The sequence below is a fragment of the Dethiosulfovibrio russensis genome (assembly GCF_021568855.1).
In the GTDB taxonomy this organism is placed as follows: Bacteria; Synergistota; Synergistia; order Synergistales; family Dethiosulfovibrionaceae; genus Dethiosulfovibrio; species Dethiosulfovibrio russensis.
Window position 1 is genome coordinate 118,504 of the sequence record NZ_JAKGUG010000007.1, and the last position, 24,832, is coordinate 143,335.

General features: G+C 56.1%; 21 protein-coding genes and 2 pseudogenes. 8 read left to right on the plus strand and 15 right to left on the minus strand.

The features are described from left to right. Positions 1-30: 30 nt before the first annotated feature. Together L2W48_RS09265 and L2W48_RS09270 are read right to left on the minus strand one after the other, a co-directional pair. Positions 31-3,600, minus strand: a complete 3,570-nt coding sequence (locus L2W48_RS09265) for an AsmA-like C-terminal region-containing protein (protein ID WP_236100226.1) — start codon at positions 3,598-3,600, stop codon at positions 31-33. 93 nt (positions 3,601-3,693) lie between these two features. Then, entirely contained in the window at positions 3,694-4,434 is a 741-nt protein-coding gene (locus L2W48_RS09270; protein WP_236100227.1) for a thermonuclease family protein, read from the minus strand. Positions 4,435-4,635: 201 nt separating this feature from the next. On the opposite strand from L2W48_RS09270, the gene L2W48_RS09275 reads away from it, so the two are divergent. From L2W48_RS09275 to L2W48_RS09285, 3 genes and pseudogenes are all read left to right on the plus strand, one after another. After that, a complete protein-coding gene (locus tag L2W48_RS09275; protein WP_236100229.1) occupies positions 4,636-5,745 on the plus strand; it encodes a M20/M25/M40 family metallo-hydrolase in 1,110 nt (369 codons plus the stop codon). Between the two features lie 334 nt (positions 5,746-6,079). Beyond that, positions 6,080-6,571: pseudogene (locus L2W48_RS09280) on the plus strand (AbrB family transcriptional regulator); the annotation flags it as partial. Between the two features lie 223 nt (positions 6,572-6,794). Beyond that, positions 6,795-8,807 (plus strand): methyl-accepting chemotaxis protein, encoded by a 2,013-nt coding sequence (locus L2W48_RS09285; RefSeq protein ID WP_236100234.1) that lies wholly within the window; start codon positions 6,795-6,797, stop codon positions 8,805-8,807. Positions 8,808-8,880: 73 nt separating this feature from the next. Here the strand turns inward: L2W48_RS09285 and L2W48_RS09290 are convergent, their stop codons facing one another. From L2W48_RS09290 to L2W48_RS09330, 9 genes are all read right to left on the minus strand, one after another. Then, on the minus strand, positions 8,881-9,330 hold the full coding sequence (locus L2W48_RS09290; protein WP_236100235.1) for a DUF2000 domain-containing protein: 450 nt from the start codon (positions 9,328-9,330) through the stop codon (positions 8,881-8,883). 56 nt (positions 9,331-9,386) lie between these two features. Continuing rightward, complete coding sequence (locus tag L2W48_RS09295) at positions 9,387-10,418, minus strand: AIR synthase-related protein (protein ID WP_236100237.1); 1,032 nt, start codon at positions 10,416-10,418, stop codon at positions 9,387-9,389. Further along, positions 10,418-11,377, minus strand: coding sequence for a radical SAM protein (locus tag L2W48_RS09300; RefSeq protein WP_236100238.1), 960 nt, complete (start codon positions 11,375-11,377; stop codon positions 10,418-10,420). The genes L2W48_RS09295 and L2W48_RS09300 overlap by 1 nt, the downstream gene beginning before the upstream one ends. Before the next feature lie 180 nt (positions 11,378-11,557). Then, a complete protein-coding gene (locus L2W48_RS09305; protein WP_236100240.1) occupies positions 11,558-11,785 on the minus strand; it encodes a hypothetical protein in 228 nt (75 codons plus the stop codon). Positions 11,786-12,046: 261 nt separating this feature from the next. Next, entirely contained in the window at positions 12,047-12,274 is a 228-nt protein-coding gene (locus L2W48_RS09310; RefSeq protein WP_236100268.1) for an HD domain-containing protein, read from the minus strand. Positions 12,275-12,413: 139 nt separating this feature from the next. Then, a complete protein-coding gene (locus L2W48_RS09315; RefSeq protein WP_236114993.1) occupies positions 12,414-12,965 on the minus strand; it encodes a hypothetical protein in 552 nt (183 codons plus the stop codon). Further along, positions 12,955-13,665: a B3/B4 domain-containing protein gene (locus L2W48_RS09320; RefSeq protein WP_236100243.1), complete on the minus strand. Its 711-nt coding sequence runs from the start codon at positions 13,663-13,665 to the stop codon at positions 12,955-12,957. Before L2W48_RS09320 ends, L2W48_RS09315 begins: the two co-directional genes overlap by 11 nt. A 19-nt stretch (positions 13,666-13,684) precedes the next feature. After that, positions 13,685-14,629 carry an agmatinase gene (locus tag L2W48_RS09325; RefSeq protein ID WP_236100245.1) on the minus strand — a complete coding sequence of 315 codons (945 nt, stop codon included), beginning with the start codon at positions 14,627-14,629 and terminating at the stop codon, positions 13,685-13,687. 27 nt (positions 14,630-14,656) lie between these two features. Continuing rightward, entirely contained in the window at positions 14,657-16,381 is a 1,725-nt protein-coding gene (locus L2W48_RS09330; protein WP_236100246.1) for a dipeptidase, read from the minus strand. Positions 16,382-16,600: 219 nt separating this feature from the next. Here L2W48_RS09330 and L2W48_RS09335 point away from each other — a divergent pair, with 219 nt between their 5' ends. Then, entirely contained in the window at positions 16,601-18,568 is a 1,968-nt protein-coding gene (locus L2W48_RS09335) for an OPT family oligopeptide transporter (protein WP_236100249.1), read from the plus strand. A gap of 119 nt (positions 18,569-18,687) precedes the next feature. Then, positions 18,688-19,686: a hypothetical protein gene (locus L2W48_RS09340; protein WP_236100250.1), complete on the plus strand. Its 999-nt coding sequence runs from the start codon at positions 18,688-18,690 to the stop codon at positions 19,684-19,686. Here L2W48_RS09340 and L2W48_RS09345 read toward each other — a convergent pair. After that, a complete protein-coding gene (locus L2W48_RS09345) occupies positions 19,665-20,264 on the minus strand; it encodes a LysE family translocator (protein WP_236100252.1) in 600 nt (199 codons plus the stop codon). The genes L2W48_RS09340 and L2W48_RS09345 overlap by 22 nt on opposite strands. After that, complete coding sequence (locus L2W48_RS09350) at positions 20,261-21,163, minus strand: DMT family transporter (RefSeq protein WP_236100254.1); 903 nt, start codon at positions 21,161-21,163, stop codon at positions 20,261-20,263. The genes L2W48_RS09345 and L2W48_RS09350 overlap by 4 nt, the downstream gene beginning before the upstream one ends. Positions 21,164-21,352: 189 nt before the next feature. On the opposite strand from L2W48_RS09350, the gene L2W48_RS09355 reads away from it, so the two are divergent. Further along, positions 21,353-21,955, plus strand: a complete 603-nt coding sequence (locus L2W48_RS09355) for a pentapeptide repeat-containing protein (protein ID WP_236100256.1) — start codon at positions 21,353-21,355, stop codon at positions 21,953-21,955. Here L2W48_RS09355 and panD read toward each other — a convergent pair. Together panD and panC are read right to left on the minus strand one after the other, a co-directional pair. Beyond that, complete coding sequence (gene panD, locus L2W48_RS09360; RefSeq protein ID WP_236100257.1) at positions 21,952-22,338, minus strand: aspartate 1-decarboxylase; 387 nt, start codon at positions 22,336-22,338, stop codon at positions 21,952-21,954. The genes L2W48_RS09355 and panD overlap by 4 nt on opposite strands. A gap of 5 nt (positions 22,339-22,343) precedes the next feature. Beyond that, positions 22,344-23,192: a pantoate--beta-alanine ligase gene (gene panC, locus L2W48_RS09365; protein ID WP_268906612.1), complete on the minus strand. Its 849-nt coding sequence runs from the start codon at positions 23,190-23,192 to the stop codon at positions 22,344-22,346. Positions 23,193-23,285: 93 nt separating this feature from the next. On the opposite strand from panC, the pseudogene L2W48_RS13155 reads away from it, so the two are divergent. Both L2W48_RS13155 and L2W48_RS09370 read left to right on the plus strand, forming a co-directional pair. Continuing rightward, a pseudogene (locus L2W48_RS13155) lies at positions 23,286-23,591 on the plus strand (IS66 family transposase); the annotation flags it as partial. A 113-nt stretch (positions 23,592-23,704) separates the two neighbouring features. Then, complete coding sequence (locus tag L2W48_RS09370; protein ID WP_236100259.1) at positions 23,705-24,061, plus strand: hypothetical protein; 357 nt, start codon at positions 23,705-23,707, stop codon at positions 24,059-24,061. The last annotated feature ends 771 nt before the right edge of the window (positions 24,062-24,832 follow it).

Below are 24,832 nucleotides of genomic sequence, written 5' to 3' on the forward strand. Positions count from 1 at the left end.
GGGGCCCCTCCGACTTTATGTTTAAATCGATTACTCCGTGGTGTCTTGGTCGCCTATAACCTGTTTGAGCAAGTTCTCCAGGATCTGCTGCTTCACCTGATCTCCGGCGTCGGTCTCCTCCCCTCCGCCCTCTCCGGTGGGTATGTCGATCTGTATCCTTATCTTGGTCTCGCCGCCCTTTCCGTTGGTCGGCAGGCCGGTTCCGAGCCCTCCTAGACCGCCTTTCTCACCGATTTTGAGGTCCGATATGACCGGGGAATCCCAGCCCCCTCCCACGTGGAGACTTATCTCCCTGAAGTCTTTGGCCGAGTATCCCCCGACTATTCCCGCCAGAAGGTCCGTAGCCAGCGATCTGGGATCCTTGATGTTCTCTATGGTGGCCTCCAGGAGGCTTCTCATGGCTCCTAGAAGGGCGTTGAGGGCCTTCAGGTTAACCTCTCCGGAACAGCTCAGGTCCAGAGATTCCCTTTTATCTCCCATGGAGTTGGACTCGCTTCTCCAGGCCGATCCGCTGACGTCGAGGTATCGATAGAAATCGTCGCCGGGCCAGGCGGAGGCTCTGCTCCCCGGAAGTATGTACAGCTCCTGACCGTCTATGTTAAAGCTAGCCGCCAGGTCCTTGATCCTGAGAGGAGCTCCCTTGGTGACCGGGGTCAGGACGGAGAAGTCGATAAGCTCCACCGACCTTCCTCTAAGAAAACCGGTTACGTTGAAGAGAAAGGCCCTCCCTGCGACTCCGGATAGGTCCAGTTTCAGGTCGGCGTCGCCAGAGATGGTCCCGGGGAGATCGGCCCCGTCCTCCAGGAGAGGCTTCACGTCTATGCCCTTCACCTCGACCTTGCCCTTCCAGGAATTTCTAGTCAGGTCCACCGATAGATCCACGTCTCCCCTGCCCCCGTACATCTCGGCCTTGCCGCCGGATACCTTAAGGGAAGGGCCATCTACCTTCAGAGGCAGAGAGACCGACCGGATCTTCACCCCGTGAGTCGACAATTCCCGAGACGAGGCATTGCCCGAGGCTGAGACCTTTCCGTCTTTCCAGGAGCCGGACATATTAAGGTCCACTCGGCCGTCCACCACTCCCTCAAGGTTCGGCGCCAAAGATGACAGAAGTACGTCACCTCCGGAAGCGTCGAACTCCAATCCCCAGCCCGAGTCGTAAGGCTTCACGTCGCAGGAGGCCTGCACCCGCCGGTCTCCGAAAAGACTGGAGGCCTGGAAGGAGAGGTCGTCGTCCCTGCCCAGAAAACCTCCGAGGTCGACGCTGGCGAAGGCCATGTTACCCACCTGTAGCCGTGGAGCCTTACCCTGTGCGTATAGCTTGGGCTTATCGAGAGGGCCTAGAAGGTGAATCTTGCCGAAAAGGGTCCCTCCCATCTCGATGTCCTTCGGCATTATGCTCCTTATGTCCAGTCCCCTAACCGAGGCCTCCAGGTCGAGGGCACCGACGTCCTTCCCCGACGGCAACCTCACCCATCCTCCTCCCTTGAGGGGGAAACCACCCATCAGTCCCTTGAGAGAGGCATCGATCCGATCCTTGCCGCTCTTCAACGACAGAGATAGCTTCTCCAAGGGAAGGCTCTCCAGGTCCAGCCTGTCGGTCCGGGCGGAGAAATCCAACCTGGGAGACGAGTAGGAGCCGGACAGGGAGAATTCGCCGTCGATCTTGCCCGTAGCCTCCAGACCTCCCATAGCTCCGAAGAGGACCGAGCCGTCCAGACCGGACAGCGATCCCTTGACCGCCATATCCCCTACCGCCAGGGGGACAGCTCCGGACAGGGAAAGTCTTCCTCCGTAGAGCCCGGCTTCCACCTTATCGATCTTCAGCCTCTCGCCCTCGAGAGATACCTTGGCCTCGAGGTTCATGAAAGGGAACACCTCGACGAAGACTAGTTTGCCGGACCTGAGGTCCATGTTTAAAAGCCCTCCGCTCCCTTTGGATCGATAGGACCAGCTGCCATCCAAGACGCCTTCGGGCATATTCCCTCCGGCGGCGGGAAAAGCCTTTTCCAGAGACGCCCCGGAGATACCTGAAAGCTTTCCGTCGAGACGGATGGACGGTCCCTTTTCGAGGTCCACCGTGCCTTCTCCTGTGACCTTGCCGGAACCTATCGCCGACGAGAGGGAGATGATCCTCAAAAGACCTTTATCGTATCGAAAACTGCCCTCGGTCCGTCCCAGAGAGCCACCGGAAACAGCGAGTTTATCGGAGAAAATCCTTCCCTCCGCCGACGGGGCTCCCATCGGACCGAACACCTTTACCTCAGCCCCAATCTTTCCTTCGACGTTTGAAAGGCGGTTACCCGTCAGAGAAGCCAGCTCCGAGAGATCCACTTTATCGGCCAGAGCCGACAGATCCACCGAGCCACCGCTCAGGTCGACCGCCCCCTCCACCGACAGCTTTCCCCCGGCCAAAGGCGACCGGACCAGAACGTCGAGTCCTCTGTCTTTCTTTATGGACACCTTTCCCGATATATCGGTCAGGCCTCTCCCGTTTTTCAGAGCCCTGACCTTCCGAAAGCTCATCTCGCCCACAGGCGATGCGGCGGGGCCTTTCAGGGCGATGGATAGAAAGCCTACGTCCAGCGAAACCGCCTTATCCTTAAGCTCTTCAGAGAAGGAGGACAAATCGACGTCGGTCGCCACCAGATCGACCTGGATAGGAAGGTCATCCGAGGCCAACCCCACCGAGAGATCTCCCGATAGCGTTCCCTCTCCAAGCTCAATGCGACAGGAGGACAAAGACAGCTCCCCGTCGGAAAAGCCCAGATCTCCCCTAACGTTGGGCAGAGGCAGCTCTCCCAGGCCACCTTCGGAGAAGTGGAGATCGCCGGACAGAACGGGGGACGACAAAGTCCCGAAAAGACGATACCGTAGATTCGCCCTGCCTCTTACGGCGGACTTCTCGAGAGATGGCAGAATCCCTCCTAGACGTTCCATCGAGAGGTCCTCCAGGCTTCCCGAACCGTCCAGCCCGGGAGACAAGCTGCCTGAAAAGGAAATAGACCCTCCCACCCCGCGAATAGATGCGGCCGGAATCCTCACTCCCTCGGACAGATCGAGCTCGAAATCACCGTCCAGAGGCTCCCCGCGCCATGATCCCTGGACATGTCCGCTCCAGGACATTCCGTCGCCGACGGCTCTCAGCTCGGTCAAACTCCATCCCCCACCGTAGAGGGGACCGCAGTCCGACACAGTCACCAGACCTATCTCAAGGGGAACCTCTTCGTCACCACTGTCGGTTTCGGGAACAAGACCGTGAAGCAGCATCTCCTCAACCCTAACGCCCTCCACCTCCAGGGAAGCCAGCCTTACCCTGCCGCTCAGCAGAGACTTGATATCCGGCTTGCCTATGACGGATCGGACCGTCGCAACCGTGACCCCCGATCGGTCCATAAGCCGAAGAGAGGCGATACGGTAGCCGCTGAAGGGATTCCCGTCGATAGACCCTATCGACAGGGAGGCCCCTCCCATCGAGGCGACCCCATCTTGGATTCCCCTATCTATCAGATCGACGATCTTGGCTCCACCCCATCTGAACGCCAATATCGCCAGAAGAATAACCCCTGCCAAAAAGGAGAAATATATCCTTTTTTTCATCTTTCTACCCCCAATTTTTGTGGATATAGTGGATAACCCTGTGGATAACCGGTGAAAACCCCCGTGGATTAGCGTTGGAAAAGATGTTATCCACTATATATGGCGAGAAGGAGAGATCTGGATGGCCGATCCGATCGAGATCTCCGCACCATGGTACCCAGCCATAACCTTTCCTACCACCCTTATCTCCGCCCCTTCAAAGAGGTAATCGGGCAAGACACCTCGAAAGACCTCTTTTCTCACGGTAACGGAGAATCCCCTCTCCGAGGAACATATCCTCCACAGGGAAGGGCCGTCGAAAATTCGAGAAATCCTCATTTTGACACCGACGAAGTGCCCCCTCAAGGAGGTCAGCTCCGATTTTATCTGTCCAGGCGAAAAAGGCCTGGAATCGGCGAGTCCCCAGAACCCGGCACCCTTCGAGCAAGCCTCCGCCAAGGCCAGCTCCACCCTGTCAACATAGGTCAACTCGTCTCCCATCAAAAGAGGTTGAGCCAAACCGAGACGACATAGCTCCTCGGACAGCAGCCGGTCCTCTTTGCCGTCGCTATACCACAGGTGGGCCAAGGTCCTTCCGTAACGGTCCACTCCGGCGGTCTCCAAAACGACTGCCTTTCCTAAAACCATGGACTCGGCGACCTTCATGGCCTCCAGCCCGAACTCTTCTTGCCCTCTGACGGGATGGTGAAGCTCGGGGGTATCCACCAAGAGACAGCGAACCCTCAGCTTTCGGCGCTCGCACATAACGTCGAAGGTATCCCCGTCCAAAACCGATGCGACCTGACCTCGAAGGATCGCACCTTCCGAGGAAAAGGCGGATAATATCAGAAACATAGACAGGACAAGCGACGATCGGCCTCTCAAGGAAGACCACCTCCGGCAAATATAATACATTATGGGAGGGCTGGAGTATATAAGGTCAGTAAAAATCAAGCTCAACGTACCCTTTCAACCTGGATCTACATGGGATAAGCTATCCTTGAAGCCGCTTATCGAGCGAAAAGAAGGGCTACTACCGAAAAAGGAGGACCCGAGATGATCGACAAAGACAGGCTCCTTAAGAGCTTCATCGAGTTGGCCCGCGTTACCGCTCCTTCGGGACGGGAAGGGGCCATGGGAAAGACGCTTATTCGGCGACTTAAAAACCTGGGTTTGGATGTGTCGGTGGACGACAGCGCCGATAAAACCGGAGGCGAACAGGGAAATATAGTGGCACGATTGGATCCCTCGGAGGGAAGGGAAGACTGGATAGCCCTGACGGCCCACATGGATACGGTGCCGCTCTCCCACCCCACCAGGCCTATAGTAAGAAACGGGGTAGTCTACTCCGACGGCACGACCGTCCTTGGAGCGGACGACAGAGCGGGAATAGCTTCAATTCTAGAGGCAATAGAGGTATTAAAAAAAGACGGATCCGACCATCCGGGAATTGAGGTTATCTTTACCGTATCGGAGGAGGTGGGTCTTTTGGGATCCAAGGCGTTGGATCTCTCGAAGCTAAAATCCTCCATGGCCTTCGTCTTCGACAGCTCTACCGAGCCGGGATCGATAATAACCACCGCCCCCTTCGCCACCTCGATAACCTGGACCGTAATAGGACTGGCGGCCCACGCCGGGGTGGCTCCGGAAAAGGGCATCAACGCCATACAGGCGGCATCCAGAGGAATAGCCTCCCTAAGAATCGGTCGTATCGACGAGGAGACCACCGCCAACGTGGGGACGATCAAGGGGGGGCACGCCATCAACGTGGTCTGCGACAGGGTTGAGATCAAAGCGGAGGCCAGGTCCCTCAAGGAGGACAAGCTGAAGAGGCAGGTTCTGGAAATGAGGACGACCATGAAACGGGCGATCGCGGAATACGGGGCAACCCTGGAGGAAAAGGTGGCGGAAAAATACCCGGGATACTTTCTTACGGCCAATGCCCCCGTAGTCGTAAAGGCGGTAGAGGCGGTCAAAGCAGCCCGACTGATACCAAAGATCACCTCTACAGGAGGAGGCAGCGACGCCAACGTGCTCAACTACGGAGGGTTGCCGTCGGTGAACCTCGGCCTGGGATATCAGAGAGCCCACACCAACGAGGAATCGCTGGAGATATCGAAACTGGAGACCATGGCGAAGGTGGCCTTGGAGATAGTCCGATCCTAACCCAGAAGAAGGCTTTTAGCTACTCAAAAGAGTCTCTAAAGAACGACCTTTACTGACCAATGTACATAAAAACCTTGCCCTTCAAGGCTTGGAGCTCTATACTGGTCTGAAGCGATGACGATGTCACATGGAAGGAGGGGTCGCTTTGTCGGCTTTCAATTTCGTAGTAGCCTATCTCATACTGTCGGCCTGCGTGCTCTGGAGGAAAGAGATCCTTCAGAAATACAGGACTATTCGACAGAACGCACATCAGACCTAGAGAAATACCGTACTTCACGAGGGGGCCTCTGAAACGGGAGCCCCCTCCCCTGTTTTTGACCTAGGAGGGTTCGCCGATATGAACCACGTTTTCATGGTATGGGGGGCCGTAGCCTTGGGGGGCTTGATAGGCCATCTCTGCCGGATGCCGTCGGGAATAATGGTCGGAGGTATGATCGCCGGACTGGCGGTCAAGATTGCCTTCGCTCCCGACATGGAAAGCTCCAGATGGCTCAGCGCAATATCCCAGCTTCTAGTGGCCGGAGCCATAGTCTTCAACTCCGACGTAAGCTCGGTCAAGAGCCTTCCGGGAATGATACCTGTGGCCATGGGCTACTCGGTAGTGATGTTGGGGTTCGGCGTATTGGTGGCACTTGTCCTGTCTCGATTTTTCGGCATGGACATTCTGACCTCCCTTTTCGCATCCTCCCCGGGAGGGCTCTCCGGACTTGGACTGGCAGCGACCGAGAGCGAGGCCAACGCTCCGCTTGCCTTGCTCTTTCACGTCAGCAGGATAACGCTGGTACTCATGGTGGTACCTCTGCTGGCCCGCTACCTGAGCAGATAACAGACGAAAGCAGTCTAAGACCTCGTTTGACAGAACGAGGTCTTTTTTGACGTTCAAAAAAACTGTTGATCAGCGCAGCCACGCTGGGGTAGGACGCAAATCCCAGTCAATTGATGCGAAATACCTATACATAATAATCCGAATACCTCTCTAGCCTCCCCCCTCTTTTGGCAATATAATTTTAAAAAGGGTGGATTATGCAAAAACAAGGAGGGGGATCAACATGAACACACTTAAGGGGAGACTAATAGCGGTGTTCGTCCTTACGGGGCTCATAGGCCTTGGAACCCTGGGGATATTGGCCATTCAGAGGTCCGGAACGGCTCTGACCGCCGCAGCGGAAAAAGAGGGAATAGCCCTGACCAGCTCGGTAGGGGAGATGATCGACAGCTACATCAAATCTGAGGTAGCTGCAGTGGATCTGCTGGCATCCAGCGTCAGCATGAGATCCATGAACTGGGAGACCCAGAAAACGTTCATAGAACAAGTCGATATAAACGTAACGGGGATACAGGAAATCTGGGTGGTGGACGAAAAAGGACAGGCCCGTTATCTGGACGGGACCACCCTGGATCTCGAAAACAGAGACTACGTCAAGGAGGCCCTTTCGACCGGCAAGACCACTTTGAGCGATCCCGTAAAGTCTAAGAAAACCGGAGAGATGGTCATAGTTGTGGCCAGTCCCATTTTCGAGGACGGCAAGTCCAGGCCGTCGGCGCTTCTCTGCGGGAGGATACCTCTGAAATCGCTCCAGAAAACGGTCGATAAGTACAGCTGGGGACAAACCGGTTACATCTTCGCCATAGACAGAAAGGGTATCGTGGTTCTCCACCCTAACGAAGAGCACCAGGGAACTTTGAACGCATCGGTCGAGAGCAAAGCCATTCCGGCAGAGCTTGTCGAAATAGTGAAAAAAGGTATGAGAGGAGAAAGTGGCGTAGAAGGCTATCCCTTCGAGGGCAAGGAAAAGCTGGCGGCCTACGCACCTTCTGAGTTCACCGGCTGGCTGATCTTCTCGTCGGCCTATCTGGACGAGTTCACGGCCCCGGTGATTCGAATGAGAAACACCATAGCCCTGATCACATTAGGACTGATCCTGGCGATAGCGGTGGTATCGTTCTTCATAGCAAGATCCATAGCCACCCCTGTGGAAAAGGCCGTACAGGCCATGGGCAAGATAGCGAAGGGCGACCTCGACGTAACGATAGAGGACCGCTCCAGCATAAAGGAACTCAAACAGCTCAGACAGGCTGTGGACGCAATGACGTCCGAGGTATCGTCGGCGCTATCGGTGGTGAACGAGAGCGCAAGAACCGTTCTCGACAGGGCCCAGGACGTCAACGCCGCCGTCGAGGAGGCCAACGCCACCTCCGATCAGATCCTGGAGCAGACCGTCAGAGGCAACGAGATGGCCCAGAACACCGCCTCAGCGGTGGAACAGACCAACGCCAGCATATCGGAGGTAGCGGAGGGAGCCCAGTCGGGAGCCCAGAACGCGGTGGAAGCCGGCGAGGCTGCGGAGAACACCTCCCACGAGGCGGAGAAGGGCACTAAGGCTCTCAACGCAATGGTATCCGTCATAGACGACGTCTCCTCCGCCGGGACCAAGGTCGGGGACGCCATAAAGAGCCTGGACGATTCGGTGGACTCCATCGGCCAGTTCGTGACGACGATCACCACCATAGCGGATCAGACGAACCTTTTGGCCCTCAACGCCGCGATAGAGGCGGCCAGGGCTGGAGAGCACGGCAGAGGATTCGCCGTGGTCGCCGAGGAGGTTAGAAAGCTGGCGGAGGAGAGCAACAAGGCGGCCCAGAACGTGGGCACCCTCATCCAGGAGATAATAAGCAGAACCAAGACGGCCGCTTCGGACCAGGAGAGATCGGCCACCCTGATAGGAGAATTGGTCAAGCGGACCAACGAAACCAAGGAAGTCTTCACCCAGGTGGTCGTGAGGATGAACGGCATAACCGAGAACGTCCAGTCCATAGCGGCGGCGGCGGAGGAACAGTCGGCCAGCACCCAGGAGATGGCCTCCGGAGTGGAGCACATATCGACCAACACGAAAAACATAGCGGAAGCCTTGAAATCCATCACCCACGGCATGGAGGAAGAGAGCCAGGCTCTGGAGATGATGGCTCGTTCGGCGGAGGAACTGGTCTCCCTGAGCGACGACATGGAGAAGGCGGTAGCCCACTTCCGTCTGAGATCCCAGAGAGCTCTGGACGTAAAGTAGTTAAAGCAGCTAAAAAGGCGAAGAGGCCGGATTCCCAGAGGAATCCGGCCTCTTTATTAACCGCCTCACGAAGCTACCACCAAGGTCTAAGTTTGCCGGTTATGCTGTCGACTACGTCTCTGGAACCGTGGATCAATATTCCCATGTAGTCGACGTCCTGTTCGTTCATTTCCTCCAAAGCCGTAGCCAGCTCGTCGTCTCCGGCGGTATCCAGCAATATGGAGGGGCAGTCTATGACGAGAAGCTCCGGAGTCTCCCGGGCCTTGTTCAAAGCCTCCCTGAGCTGGGCAACCTTTGCCTTGAACACCATCAGAGGATAGCGGGGCAAACCGCGATGCCTCACTCCCGATTTATCGGAAAGCCATTCCCTTCCCATGTGCTCCTCTCCGTGGAACCCCATGGAAGTGCCCAGATGAGCGGCAACCGTGAGGGCCACCCCTACCTTCAGCTTGGCGTTCAAGATCAAAACGGACTTTTTCTCTCGGTAATCGTAATCCATGATCTGACGAATCTCCCCCTTCAAAGGCCGCGGCGGTACGAGGACCGCCGTTCCTATCCCCGTCCTTTCGGGGTACCTTATCAGTGTACCAGCTTTTGCCGTTTCTCACAGGAGATATAGGCCTGAAGCCGGGCCAGTTCGTCGAAGTCGGGCTCGGGACCTTCGTAAAATCGATCTGCCGAAGGTGACGTTATCGTCACCCCCGTGCCTTTCTCCACCACTCCCACGGGATAAAGAGGTGCGATGGATTCGAGCTCCGCGCTGGCCCGTTCGACCGCTTCGCCTGGCAGGGTAACCACCAATGCCCCGGAGGAAATCATCCTCATGGGATCGAAGTCGAAGGCCCTGGAGAAACGCTCGACAGCCTCCGATATCGGCAAAGCGTCGCCGTCGATCCTAAAGGACATACCGGCTCCCTGGGCCATCTCGCACATAGCCTCAAGAACGCCCCCTCTGGTGGGATCGTGCATGGCCGTGGCCCCCAAAGAGGCCAGCTTGAGGGCCTCCTCCACGACGGAAAGCCTATCGGCCAGAGATCGGGCCTCGGCGATGTCCCCATCGGAAAGCCCTTTCGAGCGGCACTTCTCTGGGTAATCCCAGGCCAGTATGGCTGTGCCTTCAAGCCCTACCCCGCGGGTGACGCATACGACGTCTCCCTCGGAGGCACCTCCGGTGGACACCATCTGTCCCGGCTCGGCGGAACCGAAGGCGGTCACTGCCGCCAGAGGACGGGAGAGGGCCGAGGTGTAACCGCTATGGCCTCCCACTATGGTGACGGAGATTTCCTGGGCCGCCTTCACCGCGTCCTCCATTATGTCTTTAAGTATATCCTCGTCGCCCTTGTCCGGAACCAGCACCAGCAGCTGGGCCCATCTGGGACGAATGCCTCCGGCGGCGATGTCGTTGCAGGCGACGTGAACCGCCAGACGACCGAGCCCCTCGGAGGCTCCGACGATGGGATCCACGTGGGAGGCCACAAGACCGCTTCCGGTATCGACCAAGGCAATGTCCTCGCCGAAAAGGCTCCCCAACAGAACGGAGGGATCGCCAACCTGTAGAGAGAGAGGTCCGTAGACCGACCTCTCCATGGCAGAGCGTGAAAATTTGGACATCAGTAACTCTCCCTGTCCTTGGCGTTGCGGAGGTTTCTGGCGTAGAAGACGTCGCCTCTCCAGTCGGCCTTGACCACGTCTCCGTCCGCCACCATCCGCTCCACCAGGGCGGGATCGTCGCCTTCCTGCTCGAGGAAACGGGCCACAGCCGCCTCTTTCATAGGGTGAACAGACAGTATGGACAACAGGGCATCTCGAACGTCCCCAGTTCTGGTGAAATCGTCGCCCTCGTAGGCGTTGAGTATCATGGGATTCAAACCGTGTGACTGGAAGGTGGCGGTAGCTACGGCCAGCCTTTCCTCGTCGACGCAGGCTACGTCTGGACATGCGGGAGGACGGGTCGGAGACGAAAGTCGGCACACCGCAGGTGAAACCGACTCCAAAAAGGACGCCAAGGCCTCGAGCTGTTCGTCGCCGTCGTTCCCTCCGGCTATAAGCATGGTCTCGGTCTCCAGATGGCCTTCGTAGGAGGAGGCGAAGTTCCCGACCCCTTTCAATATGGAATCGAAGGAGAGTTTTTTATGGGGCCTGTCGACGAATCTCCAGACGTCTTCGGTAGCTCCGTCCACCTTGAGAGAGACCCAGTCGAACTGCATCAGCGCCTCTTGGACCTCAGGATCGCCTATCAGAGACGCGTTGGATATCACCGCTATAGGAACCCCGAAGGCCTTTATCTTCTCGGCCAGCGTTCCTATTCCCAGGTCCAGAGTAGGTTCGCCGTCGGGGACGAAGGCCAGATAGTCTACCGGATCTCCTGATTTTTTAAGATCCTCCAGCTTGGCCTCCACCTCCGCCGCTATGGCCGAGGGATCGAAAAAGTTCCGACGCTCGACGGACATATTCAAGGTGCTTCCCAACTGACAGTAGCGGCAGGCATAGCTGCATACCTTCGGGGGGATGTGGTTGACCCCCAGGCTGCGCCCCAACCTTCTAGACGGCACGGGACCGAATACGTGCATGAGATGACCTCCTTATATACGTATACATTGAGAATACATCTCACAAAGGGTCGAGGGATATAGCCAAAAAGCGAGAAAAACCCTCTAATCTGGATCGATTAAAAAACTTGGGCTCAAGATCAACCAGAAGAAACACATCCGCTACCAGCAAAACTCAGCCAACATTTGCGTTTTTTCATGTCAGTGTATCTTTTCCCCGTTGATTTCGAAAACCTCTTCGCCGATAACCTCCAATAGAGTCCCAGGTTCGAATTCAGATGAACCACCAGGCTTGACCTGGACATAGAAAGAGAAATAGTCTTCCCAAAGAAGGGTCTCAAATCGACAGATCAGGTGACGCCCATCCTTGAAGATTATATTCATATTTTTAGAACCATCATGCCTTCGGATTGCTTCAAGTAACTCCACAACGTCACCGCCTTTCTGGGAAACTACCGAGATCCTCTAGATAATAGCCGAATCGGTTCATCCCCACGTGTGTGGGGAACCCTCTTTTTCTTCTGCGAAAAACCCCTTATAAGGTATTTTTCGACACATCTTGAGGGGTATAACGGCTTAGCAAAAGACCACAATAATCCACAGGCTCTCGCCTAAGGATCTTCGTCTGACGGAATACGTCGCGACAGGCTCTACGGACCTCTCCTTCCGGATCCTCCGGGCTCTGACCGGCTATCCGAAAGGGCACAGGAACGACCGTCTCGAACTTAAAGACATTCGACGAATCAGCCTCCTAGGCGTTTCGATGATCGTATCGACGGCCGTCCCATTTAACGCCGTATTGTTTAGCCAGCGGAGAGCCACCGACGCCACGTCTAAACAGTGATAGACCAAGGGATGCCATCGATCCCCCTCGAATTTTCCCCAGTAACGAAACAGCTCGTCGTCGATAAAAGCCATAGACTTCACCTCTGAGCCACCCTAAAACACCATACCACCAAGCACCTTAAAATCAAGGATCAATGCCGTAAAAAAATAAAAAAAGAGTCCCTAAAAACTCAGGAACTCCTTTTTTCGATATTTCATCTTAACTCTCAGATCAATCCGCCGCTTTATGAAGGTCTCTGCTGGTCGGATGATATTCCAGTTCCATGGGGCCGTCGTATTCGCCGTCCACCATCTTGAAGAATATATCTATCAGTTTTTTGCAGAACTCCGGATCGTCGTATCTCCGCTCAGCCGTGTCCATCCAGTGATGGAGCTTCATATGGACCGTCAGTCTGTGCCGTCTGTAAAACCCGGGCCAGTAATCCGCCCTGGCGTGCTCGGTAAGGAGAGCCAGTATCTCCGCCGGGTCCTCGGGCAGGGTTATAGCGACCGGAAGTCGAGACAGATCGTCCTGGGTGATCCTGCCATCCAGTGCTAATTTGGCAGCGTACTCTTTCTGGCTTTCCCGAGTCAAGGTAGAGAGACGATCGACGAAAAGTTTTTCCCATGTGGAGATCGTCCCCAAAGAGTCCAAAACCGCCGAAGCCGTTTCGTCCATATCGGGGTACTCTCTGGAGCGATACTCCGCCACGGTCTCGGCGAACAGAGGAGTTCCCAGAAGCAGACAGACCGCCGTGAGAACCGCCGGTAAACTATATCTCAAGGATGTCGTTCTCATCGTCCAGTATGTGGACCGAGACGTCGCCTCCGCAGTGCTCTCGGACCATCTCGGCCAGCTCGTCCCCTATTGCTTTAAGATCCTGCAAAGAGACGGGAGGCATTCCCTCCACGTTTATGGCCACGTCGGTGGTCGTCTCGGTTATCTTGCTTCTGTCCCCGTTCTTCCAGCACCAGGCGCGGCAAAAGACGTCTCGGTTGCCGTCGTCGAAGTAGATTATCTCCCCTTCGTCCGGGTGTTCCAGAACGTCAGGCTTACCCAAGGGGACGTAATCCTCCATCCCGGACGCCACGTCCAGCCGAAGGTCTCCGGTAACCACCGAGAGATCGTCCCCCCCGCAGGGAACCATATGCCTCAGGCTGATGACGTTGAAGATGCACACCAGCTTGTTCACGAAGGGAAGATCGGTCCCCTTGCCGGTCCTTTTTATCAGGTTGGCAACCGAGGGGGGATACTTGTTCGGGTTGATGCCCATGGATCGGAAGACCTCGCGCCAAGATGCTATACGGGGAATCTCCTTGTAATCGGCCAGATCGGACCTCTCCCTAACGTCCGCCTCGGCGGCCCTGAGCTTGGCCATCAGACTGTCGTCCTCTCCTCTATTGTCCGCTCCCTTCACCAGAACCACCGCTCTGCGGTACCCCTCGAACCTCTCGAAAACGCCGGATCCTATCTTTATATTCATGAATACCTCCGTAGATAAATTAAATCTTAGCTTCCTGTCTCTTCAATATATGCCCCATGAACTCCAACAGGGTCATAGCGGCGATGCGGCAGGTGGCACCGGACGGATCGTACTGAGGAGCCACCTCCACCAGATCGAGACAGGCCACGTCGAACCTCCCGGCTATGCCCCTCAGTATGGCGGCCACCTCCTGATAGTACAGTCCCGCCGGCATGGGTGAGCCGGTGCCGGTGACCAGGGAGATGTCGAAGACGTCGATATCCACCGTGACGTAGTAGCGATCTGCCTCGGGTATGGCCTCCACCACCGCCTCGGGGCCGATCCTTCGGACCTCCGACGCGGTCACCAGCCTGCTGCCGTACTCTCTGGCGTCGTCGAAGTCCTCTTTCCTGCTGCTTCCGACACCTCTCAGTCCTATCTGGGTCATGGGGCCTATGTGGTCCATCTCGGACATACGTCTCATAGGGCTGCCGTTGCCGAATCTCTGACCTCCGGGAGCCATGGACCAATCCAGGTGGGCGTCCAGCTGTATCACCCCTACGGTGCCGCCCAACTCGCTAAGGGCTCGACCGACCGGTATCGATATGGAATGGTCGCCTCCGAGCACCACAGGGGTGGCCTTCCTGCGGAGGATCCTCCTGACCGAGTCCTCCACGTTGGCGAGGGAGTTCTCCATGTCGCCCTGGACCATGTCGGCGTCGCCGCAGTCCACTATCTTCCAGGGATCGCCCAGGAAGACCTCGTCCAGCTCGGGATCGTAGAACCCTCTGGAACCCCTGGCGTACTGGGTCGAGGCCTCCCTTATCCTTCTCGGGCCCAGCCTGGTGCCGCTGAGAAAACCGACGCCAAGGTCGTAAGGCACGCCGAGCACCGCCATATCCGCCTCGATCCCATCCGCATCCCCGCAGATGGGATATTTGCCGAAAGAACATATACCTGTTATGGGCATATCCACTCTTTCCATCCGAACCACCCTTTCAGTATCGTCAGATCAACGCTTCCCGTACTCCGTAGGTCCTTCGGGCCACGAGGTGGTCTTCAGCCACTCCATGGGATAACCCGCCTGGGTTCCCATCTGGCCCACGTTTATGAACCCGTCGTCGTACTTGACTATAAGCTCTTCGGAGAAATTCCACCAGCCGTCCACGGTACGACCGGCGTTTTCGTCGCAGAAGGAGGTTAGAAAACCGGCCAGTTTCTCCGGATTATTTCGATTTATCTCCATCGCATCTTTTTCTACCTCTTTGAGCTTTTCGAGGAAACCGGTCTCCAGAGCCTCACGACGGGAGACTATGTCGCAGTGGATGGCGTCGTATCTGAGTCCCGCCCAGTTGGAGACGAAGTTGAAGGCCCACCAGGCGCTGTCTCTGCTGAACAGAGAGGTGTCGCAGGTCTCCACCGAATCCGGAAGAGACTCCACCCCTACGAAGAAAGGCATGAACACCGTGTCAGCCGGTTTGTCCAGCCCTAGCCACATTATCCCTCCTATAGGATCGGGGAGCCAGCCCCTGGCCTGGTTTACGAAGGCATAGCCGCAGTAGGTCACAGAGATAGGACGCTCCCAGGCTCCGTCGAGCTTGCGTTTCGGGTCTCCCACGTCGCCCTTTCCGTCGTATGGTCCGTAGAAGCGGTCGGGGTATCCGAAGGGTCCTGCCGCCACTCCCTTGGTCAGGTCGAACTCGGTGCCCTCGTAACGGTCCCTATGTATGGCCATGACGTCACGGACCGACAGCTTTTTATCCGGCTTGATCGAGAAGGGATAGGCCTTCGTGTATCCGTCCTCCACCCAGGGGGACAGCCCCAGGGAGGGAGCGGCCAGGGAGAAGGCCCGCCAGACCCGGCGCAGGGAGTAGTACGGATGGTTGTACTCCCCAAGGCTCACGGTTCTGAGCCAATCCAAAGGCCCGTCGGAGGGCTTCCACCAGCCGTGTTTCTTTGCCACGGGAAATAGTTCCTTTCCCACCATCATGTCCGGATCGTCCCGGTCCACCTCGCGGATGCGAAACTCGTTGGCTCCGACGAACATCTCTCCGTCCGGCACCCTCTTGGCGACCCAGAGCCCGCCGGTACCCTCCGGAGAGGGGGCCATCTCCATTATCCAGCCCTCTTCCGTGTCGGCCACTGGAAGGGTCTCGCCCGTTCCGTAGTAGCCGTATTCCTCTATGAGGGATCCCATGAGGGCTATGGCCTCTCTGGCGGTGCGGCATCTCTCCAAGGCCACACGGGAGAGCTCGGAGGAATAGAAGATCCTCTTCCCCGGCTCGGGCTTTGCCGTGATCTTGGCCCCGTCGGTACACTCTCCAAACATCAGCTGATGCTCGTTCATTATGCCGTAGTTGCCGTCGAAATAGGCGTAGGTGTGGGAAACCTGAGGGATGGTTCCGAGGGCGATAGACGGCTCATCTCCCATATAGGCCGGTCCTCTTCTGTCGGTTATCATTCTGGGATAGAGGAAACACCGATACTCGGGGAACTCTCCCATGGCCGCCGCTGAACAGTAGACGGCTCTGGTCTCCCCCTCCTCGTGATCCATGGCGGGAACGTAGACGATCCTCTGATCCATGAGATCGTTATCGTCCGAGTGAGACACCACGACCGACCCGTCCTCCGTCGCCCCCTTGGTAATCAGCATAGTCGTACAGCCGATGGCGGACGAAACGGTCAGCAAGGTCAACAGGAAAACGACAAACACAGTCGACACCGTAATTTTCTTCACGACAACCCCTCCTTGTACCTAAAATTAAAAATCATATTCGGATCGTTCTTCATTATATGCCCAATAGCCATCGACGCAAAATGCCCAAAAACCAGACAAAGACGAATCAAATCTTACATATCCATACAATAGGACACAAAACCTTGACTGCCTATTATATCAGTAAGAAGATAGTTTTGACTTTGGTCAACAGTCTTAATTATTGAAGGAGGAATTTTTTTGAGTACTTCGGAGGAAACGAAGAAAGAGCCTATTCGCAGGCTACCCGAAGAGGCCTACGAGGTGATGGACGGGGATCAATATCCGCCCTATGTCTCATCGGAGAAGAAGATACCGGAGCTGACCTTCAGGGCCATCTCTCTCGGCTTTATCCTTTCCATCGTCCTGGGAGCAGCCAACGCCTATCTGGGTCTCAAGGTCGGCATGACAGTATCGGCGTCCATACCGGCGGCGGTCATCTCGATGGGCATAATGAGGGGAATCCTCAAGAAGGGGACCATCCTGGAGAACAACATAGTCCAGACAATAGCGTCCTCCGGCGAGTCCCTGGCAGCGGGGGTCATCTTCACCGTGCCGGCCCTTTACATACTGGCCCGAACCAACCCTCAGCTGGTACCCCCCAAGCTGATCACCGTAACCCTCATGTCCGCCCTGGGAGGGCTGCTGGGACTGCTCTTCATGATCCCCCTGAGACGTTTCCTGATCGTCAAGGAACACGGGAACATCCCCTACCCCGAGGGAGCCGCCTGCGCCGAGGTCCTCGTTGCGGGCGAGGTCGGAGGAGCCCCGGCCAAGACATTGTTCGCCTCTCTCGGTCTGGCAGGAGTGTATCGTTTCGCCCAGGCGGGAATGAAGATCTTCCCCGAGGAGATCGAGTGGGGCATCAAGGGCTTCACCGGAGCCCATATAGGCGCCGACATATTCCCATCCCTCATGGGTGTGGGCTTCATCGTCGGTCGCAGGATAGCCACCATTATGCTCGTCGGAGGCGTGGTCGCCTGGCTGGGAGTCATCCCCCTGATAGAGTTCTTCGGAAGACACTCGGCCGACGCCATCTTCCCGGCGGCTACGGCCATTTCGGAGCTCGGAGTGTGGGGGATATGGAATAAATACATCCGCTACGTCGGAGCCGGAGCGGTTGCTTTCGGAGGACTCCTCAGCTTCGTGGAAGCCCTTCCCACCATTATCAACAGCTTCAAGGCCGTCATGAAACGCTCCAAGAACGACGACGGGACGCCGGAGAGAAGGACTCAGCAGGACCTTCCCGGAAAGATCGTCACATGGGGATCCCTTTTGGTCGCCGTGTCCATGCTCTTCGTACTTCCCATAGACAACACCGTCGCCAGGATAGTGTCCGCCATAGCGGTGGTCGTCTTCGGCTTCTTCTTCGTGACGGTCTCCAGCCGGATCGTCGGTCTGGTAGGAAGCTCCAACAACCCGGTGTCCGGGATGACCATAGCCACCCTTCTGTTGACGGCCATTCTGGTCAAACTCGGTGGGATCTCCGGCATAGAGGGAATACTGGCGAGCCTCACGGCGGGATCGGTGGTCTGTATCGCCCTGGCCTGCGCCGGAGATATGTCTCAGGACCTCAAGACCGGATTCCTTGTCGGATCCACCCCCAAGTATCAGCAGATCGGGGAGATGATCGGAACCGTAGCCGCCGCGCTGGTGATAGGGCTCGTCCTTATAATGCTGGACAGCACCTACGGTTTCGGCTCCAAGGAGCTCCCGGCTCCCCAGGCGGGGTTGATGGCCATGGTCGTCCAGGGGATATTCCAGGGAGACCTGCCCTGGACCCTGGTGTGGATCGGAGCGGCTTTGGGACTCTGCGCCAGACTGGTCCAGATCCCGGTTCTTCCCTTCGGCATCGGCCTGTATCTTCCTGTCCATCTCTCCGTGCCGATCTTCTTCGGATCCCTCATCAGAGAGGCAGTCATGAAAAAGTTCCCCAAGGGGCACGAGAAGCACAAGCCCGCCCTGGAGACGGGAATGCTCATCAGCTCGGGCTTCGTAGCAGGAGACGCCCTCGTCGGCCTTCTGGCAGCCTTCCTGGCCTACGTCGGTGTGGCGGACAAGATCGCCGTCGGCGGGCCCCTCTCGGCGAGCGGAATCGGAGGACTGGCTCTTTTCATGGTGCTGGCTCTCTATATGTACAGAAAGTGCTGCACCGCCGAAGCGGACTAAGACGACTAAAAGCGACACACCTAAAGGAGGGGCCTTTCGGCCCCTCCTTTGTGTTTATAATAAAGGGAATATATAATCGAAAAAAGAGAGACAGCCCACAAGGAAGGAGATCTTATGCTATGAGCCACCTGACGCTTCTATTCGAGGGAGAAGCCGTCTGCTGGGACGAGGAGACGGTCCTTCTAGCAGGCAACGAACCGAACAACCTGGAGACTTTAGCGGACCAAGGACTCCTCAGACCGGCAGGAGGCGGAATGATACTTACCGAGGAGGGGCTGGCCGAGAGAGACAAGCTAGCCTCCGAGATGGGAATACCGCTGAAACCAATGGCCGACACCGCCCCTGCCACGGCTCTTTGGAGAAACAGGCTCAATCTGCTTTTGGAGAAGGCTTTCCTGGGACGGTGGGGGCTGAAGGAGTTTACCATAGCGGAGAAATTCCCCGTCGTACCCTATCTGGAAGGAGAGGAGCTATTCACCGAGGAGAACGGCAGATTCCGCTATCTATGGCCCGAACATCCCTCGGTGAAGGATCTTATGGACTCCTTTCCCTTCTGGGGAGTTTCCGCTAGAGAAGAGCCCATTCCGGGGGAAAGAGGACTCACAGAGTGGATCGAGAGAACCGGAGCCCCTACGGGCAGCCTGACGGTGGACCTTATGCTGAGAAGCGGCTACGACTTCGACCACTACAGGAGAACGGAGACCGCACCGGAAGACAGGTTCAGGCTTCAGAACACGGACCGACTTTTCTGCCTGAGGGTGAAGGACCCCGACGACCTAAAGGCCGCAGTGAAAGGACTGGGCCAGATCGAGCTGTTCATGCTGGGACAGAGACGGATATACATTCCCGGGTGGGCCGACATCGACACGGAGGACCAGGAGAACTGGACCATGGTGCTTCTGGTGACCGACGACGACGAGCAGCTAAACAGGCTGGAGTCGGGGCTCAAACCATCGGCGATGGACCTCATAGAGCCGAGCCGCCCTATTTTCCTGCTGGGAACCAGCGTAGAGGCCCTCAGAGGCATAAAGACCCCCAAGGAGACCATCTACGACTGGTTCTGCGACGAGGTCCGGCACATCGCCAGACCGGACGTTCATATCAACTCGGCCACCTGAAGGGCGGTCATGACCAACATGGCCGCGAAAAAGTAGTTAAGGGCCCTGCGCCTGCCGGGACTTCCGAGAAAGCTCTCTATACCGACTCCGAACAGGGCCCAAAGGACCACCGAGGAAAAACAGACCGCAGCCAGGAAGAGGGCGGACATCAGCACAGGCAGAGGCCTGGCCAACAGAGGCCTTAGAAACACCGAGTACAGGGTCAGGCAGTATATCATCACCTTGACGTTGACGCACTGAAGGGCCATTCCCTTGAGGAATCCCCCCTCGCCCTCGGAGGAGCCGTCCTCGTGGGGAACCTCCCGAACCAGTCCCCAGGCCAGCCAGACTATGTAGGCCGCTCCGATCCACTTCATGGTCCCCTCTAGCTTGGGAACCAACTCCATCAGAAAACCGGAAAGAGACCCTCCCAGGATCATCAACAGGAAAACCCCGGAGGCGATTCCCAAGGTGTAGCTCCAGGTTTTCCTCAGTCCGAACTTCGCCGCCATCGCGGCGGAGCTGACGTTGTTCGGACCGGGAGTGAAGGTCGTTATGAACACGTAGGGGATAAGCGCCGCCATATCTATCTCACTCAAGATCTAGCCTCCTTTTTTATCGACATACCGTCCGGCAGAGACAGTATCATTATCCCGATGAAGATGAGGGCAATACCCGCAAAAGATCTGACCCCCAGGCTCTCTCCCAAGAGAAACACTCCCAGCAAAGAGGCGGTCAAGGGCTCCATGAGGGTCAGGGTACAGGCCGTCGAAATAGGTATCATGGTCAATGCCACGGAAAACATACCGTAGGGGATCGCCGTTCCGACCAATCCGAGGGCCAATGCCACCGAAGCCCCTCGAACCGTGGCGAGCCAAGCAAGCGGATGGAACAAAAACAGAGGAGAGCCCAGAACGGCCCCTCCCAACATGGTGGCGGCTATGACCGCCAGAGGATTTCTGGTCCTCTGAAGCTGCTTCATCCCCAACCCTATGAATCCGTAGGACGCCCCCGCCCCGACCGCCAGAAACACACCTATCAGGTCGACCCGGACAGCTCCGTCGCCGAGGGACAGCAGAACGCATCCCCCTATGGCCGACGCCGTCGCCACGGCCCATCTGGGGGTCAGAGGCTCTCTAAGAACCGCCCTGGCCAGAAGTCCAGCCAATATGGGGGAACTGCCTATGGTGACCATGGTCCCCACTGCGACCCCGGTTCTCAGGACGGCGGAGAAAAAGAACAGCTGATACACCGCCATGCTGGAGGACGCCATCAAGAGGGTTTTCCAGGGCCATCTTCCGGCAAGAGCATCGGATCCGTATCTGAAAAGCACGAAAGCCGCCAAAAACAGCCCACCAAGGGTCATCCTCAGGACGCCTACCACCAGAGGAGACGCCCCCTCGGGAGCCAGAGCCTGAAGGGTTCCGGTGGTGCCCCAGAAAACAGCGGCCAGGAGCACTATGGCAGATCCCGACCGAACCGAACTATCTCCGTCCATATTCACCCCTCCCCAAAGACCGAAGTCTCTAACGTTCGATAATCTTCGTCATTCTACACCTTAAGCCAGGTCACAAGCCATAGGAATTACGATCACATAGATAAAGGTGTCCGAACGGCTGAAAAAGCCTTGCGGACACCTATAAATTACAGTAAACTTAATCTCGAAATTCAGACGGGAGGTCTTAATATGCTGGCACAAGCCGTAGAACAAGCTAGAGAGAGGGACGACTACGTAGGAGAGGCAACCTTCGAGGGAGAAACCCTGGAGGATCTGGATCTCTCTGGGCTGCGTATGGAGTCGGTCCGTCTGATCAACTGCACCTTCTCCGGCTGCGACATGGAGAACATAGGTCTCTACGACGTGGAGCTCAAAAACTGCGACCTATCCAACTGCAAACTGGCCAGAAGCTACTGGAAAAACGCCAGACTGACAGACTGCAAGGCCCTGGGCAGCTCCTTCGACAGAAGTTCTTTCAAGGAACTATCCCTGACCGGAGGTATCTTCAGCTACTCCAACTACGTGGAGACTTTCTGGGAAAACTGCACCGTGAAGGAATGCGACTTCAAAGACGCCTTCTTTTCAGAGGTCAGATTCAAAAAGGTCGCCCTGTCCAGGGTGAATTTCTCCGGGGTCAGTTTCTTCAAGACACCCCTTAAAAACCTGGACCTCTCGGACTGCAACATAGACGGCATAGCGTTCTCCGACACCTTCTCGGAGCTCCGAGGAGCCAAGGTCAGCGCCCTACAGGCGGTGGATCTGGCAGTAAGACTGGGGATAAAGATCGTCTAGACTTCGTTCCCGTCCCCTCTGTCCATATCGAAGACCCTCTCGACGGATCCATCCGGGCCGATCTTTACGACCTTGGCCCTGTGGGAAGCCGCCTCCTCTGCGTCCATGAGACACCATGCCATCACTATGACCCGGTCTCCCACCGTGCCCAGCCGCGCGGCCGCCCCGTTCAGGCAGATCTCGCCGCTTCCCCTGGGGGCCTCTATGACGTAGGTCTCGAAACGGTTGCCCGAGGCCATGTCCGCCACCAGGACCTTCTCTCCGATCAGGAAACCCGCCTGGTCTATGAGGTCTTTGTCTATGGAGATGCTTCCCTGGTACTCCAGGTTGGCCTCGGTAACTATCGCTCCGTGGAGCTTGCACTTCAACATCTGTAAAAACACTTGCATCACTCTCCCAACACGATGTTATCTATCAACCTGGTTCGACCGACCCTAACGGCGAGAGCGATCACGACGGGATCGCAGATCGATTCCACCTCGGACAGCTCGTAGGCGTCCCTCACCTCGACGTATTCAGGCTCGAGGGCCTCTTCCTCGGACAGAACCGAACAAACCAGATCCCTCAGAACCGATGCGGAGCGTTCTCCCTTCTCGAAAGCCTCCTTCGCCTTCGCCAGAGACCGAGACAGGGCCAGGGCGGATCTCCGTTCCTCTTCCGACAGATAGGCGTTTCTGCTGCTGAGGGCCAGACCGTCATCCTCTCTTATCAGAGGGCAGGGTCTTATGTCCACCGGAACGTTCAGATCACGGACCATCCTGCGAAGCACCTGAAGCTGTTGATAATCCTTCATGCCGAAATAAGCCCTGTCGGGACGGACTATGTTGAAAAGCTTCAGCACCACGGTGCAGACTCCTCTGAAATGGCCCGGTCGGGACCCTCCGCACAGAGGGAGGCTCAAGGCAGTCTCGTCCACATAGACCGAGTGTCCCGGAAGGTACATATCCTCAACTCCGGGGGCAAAAAGCACGTCGACCCCCGCTGCAGCCAATAGGGACAGGTCCTTCTCCTCGTCTCTGGGATAGCGCTCCAGGTCCTCGCCGGGACAGAACTGAATCGGATTTACGAAAAGGGACACGACCGTGACGTCGTTCTCTATCATGCTCTTCTTCACCAGCGACATATGGCCGTCGTGCAGATACCCCATTGTGGGGACCAGGCCGACGGACTGCCCCGCCCTGCGGCGTTCCAGGACGAAAGCCGACATTTCCTTCGGTTTGCGTATAATTGAAACCAACGTACCCACTCCTTCGAGGTTCTTCTCTCCGAAATTACGGTGATAATATAGTTCCAAAAGCCGGACTACGCAACCGTAGAGTCGCCCGCAAGAGGCAGGCCCAAAAAAGGCAAGGCCAGGAACCTCCTGGAGAGATTTAGGGACCATAAGGAGGAGATCCTGCTCTATGCCAGGGACTTTGCGATCCCCTTCGACAATAACGAGGCTGAGCGAAACATCCGCAACTTCAAAGCGAAGCTTAAAATATCGGGCTGCTTCCGAACCTCGGAAGGGGCTAATGACTACGCCAAAATAATGTCGTTTCTCATCACGGCGAAGAAAAGCTCGATCAACATCTTCGAGGCCATGTCTATGGCTCTCGATGGTCAGATTCTCTTCTTAGCTGGGGCAACTGAATAGTTACATCTGAAACAGATGGCCGCAACGCTCCAATATTTGCAGGAAAACGGGCGACGGAAGTCGCAGACCGTTTTCACGTTCTTTCCGAACAGATCAAGTCCGTCGAGGCTGTTATGCGCACCAATGCAGAGCTAAAGGGCGCGGTGGTGGATTACGCTAAAAACCAGCCCGTGTTCAACGGTTACAAGGCCGCGAAATACAGCAGAAAATATCTTCGGGATCATGAGGCCAATATCGCGCTTTACCGGGCGGCGCAGGAAACATTTCGGCGCATCCTGTCCGGGGCGAAACTCCCGAAGGTGGACGCGCTCAAAGCTGAATCTCAAAAGCTGACTACGGAAAAACGGGCCGCATATAAAGAGTATCGCGCGGTGAGGAAGGATATGCAGGAGGTTGTCACGGCGAAGGAAAATATCGATCGCTTGTTCAGCCTGACGGACGCGCAGAAAAATAAGGAACGGCAGCGATAGCGACGGTGACGCAACGACAGGCGCGGAGCGCCGACTTCGGGCCAAGTTGGCCCGAAGTCGCAGGATTTGGGGCGGCTTGCCCCAACAAGCAGTTTTATGGTTTGACCGCAAGGGAAAATCCATAAAACACGCAAGTGTCTATACACTTGCCCTGCTTGCTACTTTGCACTAGACTAACAAACTCAATATAGGAATACTTGTCCTAATCATTGCATTTATGGTACAAGAGTGCTAAAATATAGTTGAGCCACTCATATATTAACTACGTCACGCATATGGAAAGGAAGATTTATGTCTAACAATTGCATTCGTGTATTGGGAGCAAGAGAACGAAACCTAAAAAATATAAATGTTAAAATACCAAAAAAGCAAATTACGGTTTTTACCGGTGTATCCGGTTCGGGTAAATCTTCATTAGTGTTTGATACAATAGCAGCAGAATCACAGAGACAATTAAATGAAACCTATACCAGTTTTATTCGTCACCGTATGCCACACTACGGGAAGCCCGATGTGGACACAACTGAAAATTTATCGGTAGCATTTATTATTAATCAAAAAAGATTAGGTGGGAATGCCCGGTCGACAGTAGGAACGATTACAGATACTTATTCGTTATTACGCCTGCTGTTTTCACGAATTGGCAAACCCTTCGTAGGTTACTCCGATGTTTATAGTGGACCCGGAAAAATGGACCACCGAGTAAGTTGCTAGGTTAAGGTGAAGAACAGGCTGCTGTATCATAGGTCTCAGAAAGAGAGGGGACATAAT